The sequence below is a fragment of the Alkalibacterium iburiense genome, assembly GCF_039521845.1.
GTDB classification, from domain to species: domain Bacteria; phylum Bacillota; class Bacilli; order Lactobacillales; family Carnobacteriaceae_A; genus Alkalibacterium; species Alkalibacterium iburiense.
The window spans coordinates 1-12,044 of record NZ_BAAACW010000083.1 but is presented as its reverse complement, the minus strand read 5'-3'; the positions used below and the strand labels follow the sequence as shown (position 1 = coordinate 12,044).

Sequence of the window (12,044 nt, the reverse complement as noted above, 5' to 3'; positions counted from 1 at the left end):
TTTTTTGTTTGTTCAAGCTTCTAAGATTTTCGTTGCAATACTATCTACTTTTATATTGCCATAAACAAAAGGATTCCTCTTTTTGATTCGTATTACTAGTGAAGACCGAAAAATACGATATAGAGAAGGGGTTATTTAAATGAAATTAAGATTAATGGTATTAGCTGCAGGGGCTTTGTTGATGACTGGTGGGAAAACAGTGTTAGGTGCAAGGAGTTTCGAATCGATGCCCTCAGATGAATCAGTCTATCGAGTAGAAGAAAGCTATCCAATGAGAGGACCAAATGAATATAGAATGCATGAGGTTTTAGATGAACGAGATAATAATTTCAATGACGATAGCTTCGAAGATCATTTTCGTGAAATGGAAAGATTTCATCTAGAATGGGGTAATTTAACGGAGGAAGAGCGAGAGGAATGGCGAGACAGAAGAAACGAAAGCCAAGACAGATACAACGATCGTTCATTTGATGGCTATGGTATGATGGGGCCAAGAAGAGCGAACCTTTCACGACATGGTTGTGGTGTTCGTCGATAAAATAAATGTTTAGCTGGTGGTTAATGATGAGAAGTGAAAAAGAAGTGACACATGCGATTCAGTTATATGGGGATACGGTGAGACGAGTGTGCATGGTTTATTTGAAAAACCCAACGGATACTGAGGATATTTTTCAGAACGTGTTTATCAAATATGCCACCCGTTCTCCACAGTTTGAGTCCTTGGAGCATGAAAAAGCTTGGATTATTCGGGTGACAATAAATGAATGTAAGGACTTTTTAAAGAGTTTTTACAAAAGAAATATTTTCCCGACTCGTCAAAGCGTCCTAATTAACCAACAAACAGCCACAGTTCCAACAGAGCATCGTGAAGTTCTTGAAGCGGTACTTGCTCTTTCGAAAAAGTATCGTGAAATAATTTATTTATTTTATTATGAAGAATATACAGCAGTTGAGATAGCAGAAATCTTGAACAAGAATGTCAATACTGTTTATACACGGTTGACTAGGGGCAGAGATTTATTGAAGGCAGCGTTAGGAGATGATTACCATGAATAGAAAAATCAAAGATGCTTTTAATCGCGTGACCGCTGAAAAAGATTTGATGCAACATACAGAGGATGCTGTCATTCTATATATGCGTACGCAAAATGAGAAGCCACCGATTGTAAAAAATTCAAGAAAGAGAAATATCGGATTGGCCCTAGCGTTTGTATTTGTCTTTGCATTTAGCAGCTTATTTGTTTATCTGCAACCTGTATCAGCTGTCTCAATTAACAGTACTTCTTCTGTAGAAGTATACTTTAATCGATTTAATCGTGTCGTTGAAGTGATTAGCTATGATGAAAATGGTGAACCAACTTCGGAAGAAATGGCTATTCAAAACAAGGGTTTCGAAGAAGTTATGGATGAAATCTTAAGTGATGCGGATGCGGAAGATGTTTATGTAACCGTCGCAAGCCGCAATGAAGCTGCGACTAGAGAAATGGTTGCGAATCTAACCACGCACCAGGAAATGATGCGAAATATGCATATCTACCAATCTTCAGAAGAAATCATGAAGAAAGCACGAGAAAATGAAATGTCCATGGGACGCATGCACGCCATGCATGAATTGCAAGAATCAGGTGAAGAGTATAACACCACTGATATAGAAACTGAATCCACTCAAGAATTAATGGAGGCTTTTGACAGACATCATCAAGAAATGATGCGCGGAGGCCATATGCATAGGCCAGGTGGTGGGATGAACGGTGGGCATATGAATCGGTCCAGATAAAAAATAACCATCTGCCTATTCGTTGATTGAATAAGCAGATGGTTATGATTTCATTGAAATGTTTTGCTACAGTTTTTAAAGAGGTAGATCTTTCTTTGTAAAGAGAATATTCGAGGCGGTGTATAGTACAAAGGCTATCGCTCCTAAAGCCACTAGACCCCAACCAAATTCTCCGCTCGATAGTATGGCATCTGTATCAAATAGAGTTGTAATTGTCATATATTCAAGACCATTCGCACTATCCATTAATTGTTGAATCATGGTAATGAGGAAGAAAGCAAATGGAATTCCTCCACCGACGGCTAAGGCTAGGCCTGTACGGTTAAATAGGGTTGATGCAAAGAATGAGATTGAGCTCATTGCCAAGATTAATAGTAGTAGACCTAGACTTAACCAAAAATAAGTTTCTACGTCAAATTCTAGAGCCCGATCGACTGATCTAGCAGAAGAAACCATCGCATGATTTGCCATCATAATGATTTGATCTGTATTTAAACCGGTTGTTTGTGTAGATAATGCTAATGCAGTAGGATCTTTAATGAACGTTAAGTTATCTCTTACTTGCTCACTATTGATATCTAAAGCAGTCGCAGATGAGTCAATCACTGTTTGTAGTAATAGCTCGGCATTGTCTTCAGAAACCTCTCTTTGTGGAGTAGATGCTACCGTGTCTTGAACAACAACAGGTTCTTCAACTTCCTCTGATTCTTCATTTTCATTGGTTTCATCGGTTTCTTCCTGATTTTCTTCCGTTTCTACGGGTTCAATTTCCGGAGTTTCTTCTTCGACAGGCTCTGTGTTCTCAACCTCCGCTACTTCAAGCGCGTCTATTTCACTCATGACCAGCTTGCGATAATCATTAATAGAGATACCATAGATACGGGCACCAGCAGCCAAAGCGTCATTACTTGTTAGAAGCATTTCAGGTTGTTCCAGTAATTCTTCTGTTGTTATTTCGATGTCGCTATCTTCCATATCATCATCGTCTTCATAAATATCCCAACGTTCATCTGTAATAATTTCTGCAGCTTCTTTGTATGAACGGTTACGAATCAGATCTTCTAAGTAAATAGCGTAAGCTTCTGTATCCATATCACGAGCGACTGCTGCTTCGCGCATGGCGTATTCATCTTCTTGAATTAAATATAAACGCTCTGATAAGTATCGTTCTTCTTGATTTAATGTTTCCGCTGCAGCTTTAACATCATCTGTAATCGGATAACCGGTGACGTTGTTGTATTGTAGTTGGGAAGCCCCTAATCCGGCTAATGAAATGATAAGGTACATTAATGTAACGGATAGGATGAGGTAAAGAGATTTTGTAAGAATGACACTGGATCGTTTAATCGGAGTCGACAAAGTATAAGCCAGTGAACCAGAATCAACTTCATTAACGACTAGATTATTGGCCGTGAATACGACATAGACAATCCCTAAGATGACCGCAATTAATTTATAGAAGTTCTCTAAACTTCCTAAAAGACTTGTCAATGTGGATAAGATATTTGAGAAGGCTGTACCTTCTGCCGCTGCTGCGATAGATGCATAGCCTGCTGCATCATAACTAATGATGAAGCCAGACAAAATGGTCGAAGCAACGATGGTGATAATCAACCAGAGCTTCCAATTAGCTTGAATACTTTGTTTTAAGATTGGTTTTGATAACATTTATACATCCTCCTTGAATACTTCAGTAATGTAATCTTCAAAATGCACTTTAATTTCTTTGAAATAAACCAAGTCAAATGCTTTTAGACTTTGAATGAGTTCGTTAATCTGATTGTCATGGACTTGCACAAAGACTTGTAAATCTTCTGGTTTCACGCGATTGATTTGATAGCCTAAACTGATAAATTGTTTGAAAGCTTCTTCCGATTTAAATTCCATACGATATTCTTTGTTTTTGTTGTAACGAATGTTTTTCATATCGACCACTTCAATAATTTTACCTTTTTGTATAACAGCGACTCGATCACAAATTTCTTCGACTTCTTGAAAAATATGACTGGACATAAAAATCGTTTTTCCTCTTTCTTTTTCTTCTTTCAAAAGTTCAATGAAAAGGTCTCGCATGAGTGGATCTAAACCCGTAGTTGGTTCATCCATTATCAAAATATCTGCATCAGAAGCGAGTGCTGTAACAATCGCAGTCTTTTGTTTCATCCCTTTACTCATAGCATGTACATTAGCTGTGGCATCTAATTGAAGTAACTCGATTAATTCTTTGGCGCGGTCCCAATTCCCTCTTCCTGATAAATAAATTTGTTCTTTAAGGAATTCTTCACCCGTTGTATTTCCAGGGAAATTAATTTCCCCAGGGATATAAGAAACATAGCGTTTGACTTCGGCACTACTCTTCGTCGCGTCAAGTCCCTTAATACTGACATTTCCTTCATCTGGTTTAATAAAACCCATCATATGCCGAATGGTTGTGGTCTTGCCTGCGCCATTAATACCAACGAAGCCATAGACTTCGCCTTTTTCAATCTCTAAAGAGACGTCATATATTCCTCGACCTTTTCCATAATCTTTCGTTAAATGTTCTATCTCAATGTAAGCCATGTTGCAAGTTCTCCTCTCCAGCAGCGACTGTTTTCTTACGGTCATAAAAGTCCATAAAGTAATCTTCAAGTGTGAACTTAATTTCTGAAATAAAGTTCACTTTGACACCACTTAACTCTATAAATAGTTGTTGCATTTTTTCATCGGTCAGATTTAGTTTGACTTGATTTTGATCAGGTCTTTTAATGGGGATGGTAAATTTCGTATCCTCCAAGAATGTTTGGTAGTCTTGAAAGCTTGAAAATTCAATCTTAAATGCTTTATTTGTACTTTGTTTTAACTGATTCGCTTCGATCGTTGAAACAACGACACCATCTTTTATGATGGCTATACGGTCACAAGTTGCATCGACTTCACTAAAAATATGACTAGATAATAGAATGGTTTTTCCGTTCGCTTTCTCGTTTAAAATAAATTGAATGAAACGTTCTTGCATCACTGGATCTAGTCCAGACGTTGGTTCATCTAAAATTAAGACGCTTGGATTATGCATGAAAGCCGTCACGACGGCTAATTTTCTCTTAGTTCCTAAACTCATTTCTTTAATATCTTCTGAAGTATCGAGTTCAAAAATGTTTTTAAGCTCTTCTGTATGAGTCATATCTGTAATTTGTCTTTCTTCCGCCATAAATTTAATGAATTGATCACCTGTCATATTTTTAGGGAAAGCTAACTCACCTGGCAAATAGCCAACATCATATTTGATGATTGCTGCTGCTTTCCAACAATCTTTACCATTAATAGATAATTCACCTTCATGAGGTTTAGAAAAACCCATGAGATGACGTATTGTTGTCGTTTTACCTGCACCATTGGGCCCTAAGAATCCAAAAACTTCCCCTTTTTTTATTTCAAAAGAAACGTCGAATATCCCACGGCCGTATCCATAATCTTTTGTCACGTGTTTCATTTCTATAACTGGCATTTTTTTCCCTCTTTCATTTAAAATACATGTAATAGATAAATAACATCAGTAAGTTTATTTACAAACGTCATGTTATGCATTATACTAGATCTGAAAGTTTGAACAAGATACATCTTTTTGCATCTGTTAATTAACAAACAAATTATGTGAAAATGTAAAATAACTTTAAAGGGAGAGTATGGTTATGGAGAATTTAGACTTAAGAATTCAAAAAACCTACAAGTCTTTAATTGAAAATTTTGAAGGATTATTAAATGAAAAAGAATTTGAGAAAATATCTGTCACTGAAATTTGTGATGCAGCGATGATTCGGCGGCCAACTTTTTACCAACATTTTTTGGATAAATACGATTTTTTAACGTTTTTTATTAAACATAAAATGAATCTTGTTTTTGATTATGCCTTTCAAAATATAAATGAAAAAGAAGGCGACTTTTTTGTTTTAGTATTTGAGCAACTATTGAATGAATCAGACAATGTTTTAGAGCTTATCTTTAGTATTCAAATGAATTCAGATATTATGTTAGAGATGGCTAGCGTTCAAGAGTATGGCCAAAAAATGTTGCGAACGCATGTAAATGGAGGAGAAAGTAAGAATAAACTTCAACCTTTCGTGACTGAATACAAAGGACAAATCATTATGGGTGTAACGATTCAATCTGTTTACTGGTATAAGAACAATAAAGACAAAATTGGTACAGAAGAAATGATTAAGTTATATAAACGAACGTTAGAAAAATTGAAGTAGAAAATAAATAGAGGCAGAAGATTTATATCGAAAAGATTTCTGTTTTTTTCTTTAATTCACTAAATACTAACCAGAATCTGATATATTCATTCAGCAAAAAAAGCCATGGATTTAGAAAAAAGTATGAAAGTCTGGGATTCAGTCGTGCAGAAATGGCCTTTTACCATGTACTAAGTAATCCAAAAAATGTTCAAGATTTTTACACCAATAATCAGCTCATCCAATTACCAAAAGAATTAATGGCCTCCTTTGCAGATGAAACAACTTCTGATTAAAATTGCAAGGAGACAGCAAATGAATGAAGATATATGTGGCTTTATATCCAATGATTAAAAGGGTATGGAGTTTTTCTAAAATAAAATACTCAACATAATTTTATACCCGATGAAAATTATCATTGATAAGTGATACGGAGAACCGTATCATAAATAGAGATAAATATTATATTGAAAGCAAATAAGTTACTCTACTGTATTTGTTAGATTTAAATCCTAAGTTTGAATAGTGTGTGAGGAGAGAAATATGATTATACGAATGGCAAAAGAAAAAGATGCTAAAAAAATTGCTGCAATTATGGTAGATAGTTGGCAAAAAAATTTTAAAGGTATAGTTCCTGAAGAAGTACTACATGGAATGGATCCTGTCAAAACTTCAAAGGTCATAAATAAGTCAATTAATAATGGCAACATTTTCGTTGCTGTACAAGAGAATAAAGTAGTAGGTTTTGTTGGAGTAGGAGAGAATCGGATTAAGGAGTGTCCAAAGTGGGAGGCAGAAATCCAAGCCATTCATGTGAATTATGACGTGAAAGGAAGTGGAATAGGTACTCAATTGTTAGAAAAAGCTTTGACGGAACTCAAGAATCGAAAATATAAAGTCGTTGGGCTATCTGTTTTTGAAAGTAATCCCGCCAATAAATTCTATAAAAAACATGGTGGATATCTGGTAGGAAAACATCAAAAAAATATGAGTGAAGAAAATCTAATTGAAAATCTGTATGAGTTCCAACTCTAATCACTTTAATTATTTAGTGTTGGTTTTTCTTTGTATATTTTCAACTCAATTATTGATGGAGAATCCATCTTACACAATTGAAAATAAGAATTGAACCTAGGACAGAAAAATTAAATGGAGACCCCTTATAACTCTTAACTGAGCTTAAGGGGTTTGTTTTGTTGTGAAGATTAGAATTGATTAGTTAAGAATGAATGTTCGGTTTACTATTCTTTACAGATCATTTAAATGATATAATTAGATGGAGTATAAAAGTAAATAAAGGGAGTGGAAACGATGGAAAACGAGACAGATATCCTAATTTACCAAACAGAAGACGGAAACACAAAAATAGATGTTAGATTAGAAAGTGATACAGTTTGGATGACACAAAAGGCAATAGCGGAATTGTTTCAATCAACTAAGCAGAATATAAGTCTCCACATCAAAAATATCTTTGAAGAAAAGGAATTAGATGAGGATTCAGTTGTCAAGTTTTACTTGACAACTGCGAAAGATGGCAAAAACTACAAAACAAAACACTATAACCTCGAAATGATTCTCGCAATCGGTTACCGAGTACGTTCTCATCGTGGAACGCAATTTCGACAGTGGGCGACCGAACGGCTGAATGAATATCTGGTCAAGGGTTTTACAATGGATGACGAACGTTTAAAAGATATGCGTAACCTTGGTGAGGATTACTTTGATGAGTTACTTGAACGTATTCGTGATATTCGGGCGTCAGAGAAACGGTTTTATAAGAAAATAACGGATATCTATGCTACTTCTGTAGACTATGATGCAACAGCAAAAGTGACACAAGATTTTTTTGCTAAAGTACAAAATAAACTCCATTTTGCTATACATGGGTACACTGCTGCAGAACTCATTGCGAAGCGAGCAAATTCAGAGGATGAAAACATGGGACTTACTTCATGGAAAGGTGATAAAGTACGTAAGTATGATGTGACAGTTGCTAAAAACTACTTATCTGACAAAGAGCTAAAATCTCTTAATCGAATTGTTACGATGTATTTAGATTATGCTGAAGATCAAGCTGAAAGACAGCAGCCTATGTATATGAAAGATTGGGCAGAAAGATTAGATGCATTTTTACAATTTAATAATCGAGAAATTCTTAAAGATGCGGGCAAAGTCTCTAAAGCGGTAGCGGATGAAATAGCTAGTAATGAGTATGAAAAGTTTAATAAACACCGCTTAAGTCAACAGTCCAATGATGATTTTGACCGGTTTATTGAAAGAAATCAGTTGAAAAAATAGAGTACGGTATAATGAGTATCATAATAGGACGTATGTTTATTCTTTCTTTAACCAGTTGGTATGAGTGGATAAAAAAAGTAAGTCTATCGGCACAACCGATAGGCTTACTTTTCATATAATTAATCAATTATTTAGCGCGTTTGACTTCAATGCGGTAGCCATCTGGGTCTGTGACAAAGAAATAGCTAGGGGTACCACCTGAAAGACCTCTTAGCTCACCTGTTTCATAGGCAGATGCTTTACAGATCTCGTGCATTTTTTCTAAATCATCGACTGCGACACCTAAATGACTGAAGCCATTTCCGACTTCGTAAGGCTCAGCATCGTAATTGTAAGTAAGTTCAATTTGCACTGAAGAACCAGGAGAATTCAGATAAATTAAATCAAATTTATTTTCTGGGAATTCTCTTCGGCTGGCGATTTCAAAATCGAATAGATTCGTATAGAAGTCTAAAGTCGCATCAATATCTCTGACACGTAAACAAATTTCAACAAGTACTTGGTTCATACTATCATCCTCCAAAATAATATCTTATATTCATTCTAGCATGAATCGGCCTTACAAGCAGTTATTTAAAGGAATTAATTATAGGCACACTTTGAGGGTATCAACGAATAAAAATAATCAGTGATAAGGACTGAAGGAAAGTGTCTTTCAGAGCTCATCACTGATTTTTATTTTTATTTTATTGATCTACAAGTCTTGTCAAAATATGATCTAGATATCCAGCCATGCACCTATAAAGAAGGTGATAATGAGTGGGACGGGAATGACGGCTGAGTTGATAATGGACGTCATAAAGGTGGTCTTTTTGTCTTGTTTGTTCATGAAGATCCGGATGTTTTTCAAGACATATGGAAAGGTTAATAAGGATAACGCCACAAGTCTTGGGAATGTTCCAAAAACAACAGATAAGATAATGGCAGTATATCCCGCGTAATAAAAGTATTTGTAGACAATGAGGGATTTATCCACGCCGATGTGATAAGGAAGAGTAAAACGATTGTCTTCAATATCTTCTTCTAAATCACAAATATTATTGGCTAAAGAGATAGCCATCACCGTAATGGATGTAGGAATGGACGCCACGATAATCTGGATAATAGTAATCCAATCAAATTGAATGACATCAAACGCATTGATATACACCATGGCTGTAAAGATGCCAAAGCCCATTGCCAGCCCGACGAAGAATTCACCCGTTGGCGTGCTTGATATAGGACGAGGACCCATAGTATAAAGAGCCCCGATTAACATCCCTCCAAAACCGACAAATAACAGGAAAAGAGAGGTTTGAGTAACTAAAAACAAACCGATGGCTAAAGCGACAGCACCTGAAATAATATAGGCTAATTTAACATTTTTAAGAGGGATATTTTCTTTTCCCACCACCATTTCTTGGGCGTAATCCGCATTTTTGTTATCTGCAATGTAATAATCCAAGTAGTTATCTCGGATATTGACAGCCAAGTGAAAAAGCACGGCTGTGAGCAGGCCTAAGAGTGAAAAGCCTAAACGAAAAGAATTATAATTGTACCAAGCATACAAGATGCCAATAAAGGCAGGGAAAAAACTGGTGGTAGTTGATTCCATTTGAGCAAGTAAGATATATTGTTTGATTGTCATACTAATCTCCTTTTTAAAATTCTCTTGTCAGTAAGCTCTCAGTCAGTACATATAAAGCCTTTTTTTCAGGATGACTGGGGAGCGATTCAATGGTTGCTAAAGCTTTATCACTGTATTGTTTGGCAATGGCGCGTGCACGTTCGATGCATTCATGCTCATGCAGTAAAGAAACAAGTTCCGTCAGGTCGCTGTCTGATAGGTCTTCTTTCTTGTTCAATAAAGGAAGAAAGGCCTCATCCGACTCTATGCCTAAAATGAGCGGAAGGGTATAGATCCCTTGTTTCACATCATTTAATACAGGCTTAGATAATATTTCAGGTGTCTGAGTGTAATCCAGAATATCATCTAACATTTGAAAAGCAATGCCGATGTTTTGACCAATGGATTGACTTTTCTCTATAACTTCAGGGGGACACTGTCCAAAATAAGCCCCTTCGTAGCAACTTAATTCAAAGAGTTGAGCTGTCTTTCCTTTAATACTTTTTAAATAGTCTGCATAGGTGATAGCTGTATTGTAAGTATTGGTCATTTGATTGATTTCACCCATCAATACACGTTTCATTGATTGTGTGTTTAACCGAATAATGTCGACAGAATCTGTCGCATCCGCCAATAATTCAAAATAGACTGAGATCAGTAAATCTCCTGTATAAACAGCCACATCTTTCCCGTGTTTCGATTGGACGGTTTCAATTCCACGACGCATTTTCGACTCGTCGATAATGTCATCATGAATGAGAGTGGCTAGATGAAGCACCTCCGTAGATGCAGCAGCAGAGATGATTTGATTATGTGACTCTTTAGCGGCCTGACCTAATCTTGAAAAAAGTAAAAAGTAGGCAGGTCTAAGTAATTTTCCTTGGTTTCTTATCATTTCAAGAACCGTTTCTTCGATCTCTTTATTATGAATGGTTGTTTTTTCTATAATCAGTTCGAGGCATTCTAATAAAAGAGCCTGGATATTAGGGAAGGTGTTCCACATGGGATGAGTTTTAATCATACGTCTCTCCTTTACTAACCAGTGACACATTGGTTAATATCATTCATTTATTATGTATATTTTCTATATCTGTTTACTAAGTATAGAGGAAATAGTCTTGAATCGTACAATAAAATATTTCACAATGATAAACTTTCTTAGATAAAAAATAGAGAGTATTTACAAAATGATAATACTTTTGTAAAACTCTCTATTTTAAGTTGAGCTGATAACTGTTTAAACAAGCCTGGCTCTAATTTTCCCACTTGCTTTATCAATTAATGTCACAAAGAGGATAATGATAATCAGAATAATCCCAACGTCTTCCCAGTTTCTTTGTTGCTGGGCAATCATTAACGGAACTCCGATCCCCCCGGCACCTACAAGTCCTAAAACGGTCGAAGCACGCACATCTATTTCAAAGCGGTAAATGGAGAAGGATGCAAACTCAGGTAAAACTTGAGGCAAGACACCATACCAAATGGCTTGTACTCGATTGCCTCCACTGGATCGAATGGAATCGACCATATTCATATCAATGGATTCAATGACTTCCGCATACAGTTTACCAATCATACCAATTGAGTTAATGCTGATAGCTAGCACACCAGGATAAGGGCCCACGCCAAGTGCAGCTACAAATAATATGGCAAAAATAATGGAAGGAATGGCTCGAATCGCGTTTAATATGGCTTTTCCTACATAGTTTAGCGGGCCTCCTATATTTCTGGAAGCTAAAAAGGCTATCGGAATCGCAATAATGGATGCTGCAATTCCACCAGCGTATGCGATGGCCACTGTCTCCAGCATTTGACCCATTCGGCCCATAAATACTGAAAAATACTCAACTGAAGTAAAAGGAACAATAAACATACGGTATAAAATAGTCAGGGGTGATACACGACTACCTGGAACTTGCCAATTTTGATTCCAAATGGCCGAAATGTAGAAGAAAGCTAAAATAAGGACAGTGACTGCGATTAACTGTTTGGTTTCTCTGCTTTTTTGTCCTGTTAGCGAGATATAAGATTCATCCTTTTTCATTCTAAGTACCCCCTTAAACGATTAGTTAGTGTCAATACTTTCTTTTAATAATTGCTTACAATGGTTGTTATATCAAGGAAAAACAAAAAAACACTTGCCCCTCCC

The 12,044-nt window shown here is 36.2% G+C and carries 13 protein-coding genes; 6 read left to right on the top strand and 7 right to left on the bottom strand.

Annotated elements, in window-relative coordinates; all coding sequences use genetic code 11:
- Window positions 1-139 precede the first annotated feature (139 nt).
- The 3 genes from ABDZ53_RS07260 to ABDZ53_RS07250 are packed head-to-tail and all read left to right on the top strand — an operon-like array spanning window position 140 to window position 1,777.
- Window positions 140-538 (top strand): hypothetical protein, encoded by a 399-nt coding sequence (locus ABDZ53_RS07260; RefSeq protein ID WP_343755052.1) that lies wholly within the window; start codon window positions 140-142, stop codon window positions 536-538.
- Window positions 539-564: 26 nt separating this feature from the next.
- Complete coding sequence (locus ABDZ53_RS07255) at window positions 565-1,056, top strand: sigma-70 family RNA polymerase sigma factor (RefSeq protein ID WP_161878302.1); 492 nt, start codon at window positions 565-567, stop codon at window positions 1,054-1,056.
- Window positions 1,049-1,777: an anti-sigma-I factor RsgI family protein gene (locus ABDZ53_RS07250; protein WP_343755048.1), complete on the top strand. Its 729-nt coding sequence runs from the start codon at window positions 1,049-1,051 to the stop codon at window positions 1,775-1,777. The genes ABDZ53_RS07255 and ABDZ53_RS07250 overlap by 8 nt, the downstream gene beginning before the upstream one ends.
- Before the next feature lie 75 nt (window positions 1,778-1,852).
- On the opposite strand, the gene ABDZ53_RS07245 is transcribed toward ABDZ53_RS07250, so the two are convergent.
- The 3 genes from ABDZ53_RS07245 to ABDZ53_RS07235 are packed head-to-tail and all read right to left on the bottom strand — an operon-like array spanning window position 1,853 to window position 5,264.
- Entirely contained in the window at window positions 1,853-3,445 is a 1,593-nt protein-coding gene (locus tag ABDZ53_RS07245; protein ID WP_343755046.1) for an ABC transporter permease subunit, read from the bottom strand.
- Entirely contained in the window at window positions 3,446-4,339 is an 894-nt protein-coding gene (locus ABDZ53_RS07240; RefSeq protein ID WP_343755044.1) for an ABC transporter ATP-binding protein, read from the bottom strand.
- A complete protein-coding gene (locus ABDZ53_RS07235) occupies window positions 4,326-5,264 on the bottom strand; it encodes an ABC transporter ATP-binding protein (RefSeq protein ID WP_343755042.1) in 939 nt (312 codons plus the stop codon). The genes ABDZ53_RS07240 and ABDZ53_RS07235 overlap by 14 nt, the downstream gene beginning before the upstream one ends.
- A 184-nt stretch (window positions 5,265-5,448) precedes the next feature.
- Here ABDZ53_RS07235 and ABDZ53_RS07230 point away from each other — a divergent pair, with 184 nt between their 5' ends.
- From ABDZ53_RS07230 to ABDZ53_RS07220, 3 genes are all read left to right on the top strand, one after another.
- Complete coding sequence (locus ABDZ53_RS07230; protein ID WP_343755041.1) at window positions 5,449-6,012, top strand: TetR/AcrR family transcriptional regulator; 564 nt, start codon at window positions 5,449-5,451, stop codon at window positions 6,010-6,012.
- Between the two features lie 522 nt (window positions 6,013-6,534).
- Window positions 6,535-7,026 (top strand): GNAT family N-acetyltransferase, encoded by a 492-nt coding sequence (locus ABDZ53_RS07225; RefSeq protein WP_343755039.1) that lies wholly within the window; start codon window positions 6,535-6,537, stop codon window positions 7,024-7,026.
- Window positions 7,027-7,302: 276 nt separating this feature from the next.
- A complete protein-coding gene (locus ABDZ53_RS07220; protein WP_343755037.1) occupies window positions 7,303-8,289 on the top strand; it encodes a virulence RhuM family protein in 987 nt (328 codons plus the stop codon).
- Window positions 8,290-8,416: 127 nt separating this feature from the next.
- On the opposite strand, the gene gloA is transcribed toward ABDZ53_RS07220, so the two are convergent.
- The 4 genes from gloA to phnE all read right to left on the bottom strand — a co-directional run bounded on the left by gloA (window position 8,417) and on the right by phnE (window position 11,939).
- Entirely contained in the window at window positions 8,417-8,797 is a 381-nt protein-coding gene (gloA, locus tag ABDZ53_RS07215) for a lactoylglutathione lyase (protein WP_343755035.1), read from the bottom strand.
- A 210-nt stretch (window positions 8,798-9,007) separates the two neighbouring features.
- Window positions 9,008-9,916, bottom strand: a complete 909-nt coding sequence (locus ABDZ53_RS07210; protein ID WP_343755034.1) for a prenyltransferase — start codon at window positions 9,914-9,916, stop codon at window positions 9,008-9,010.
- A gap of 13 nt (window positions 9,917-9,929) precedes the next feature.
- On the bottom strand, window positions 9,930-10,916 hold the full coding sequence (locus ABDZ53_RS07205; protein WP_343755032.1) for a polyprenyl synthetase family protein: 987 nt from the start codon (window positions 10,914-10,916) through the stop codon (window positions 9,930-9,932).
- A gap of 216 nt (window positions 10,917-11,132) precedes the next feature.
- Window positions 11,133-11,939 (bottom strand): phosphonate ABC transporter, permease protein PhnE, encoded by an 807-nt coding sequence (phnE, locus tag ABDZ53_RS07200; protein ID WP_343755030.1) that lies wholly within the window; start codon window positions 11,937-11,939, stop codon window positions 11,133-11,135.
- Between the last annotated feature and the right edge of the window lie 105 nt (window positions 11,940-12,044).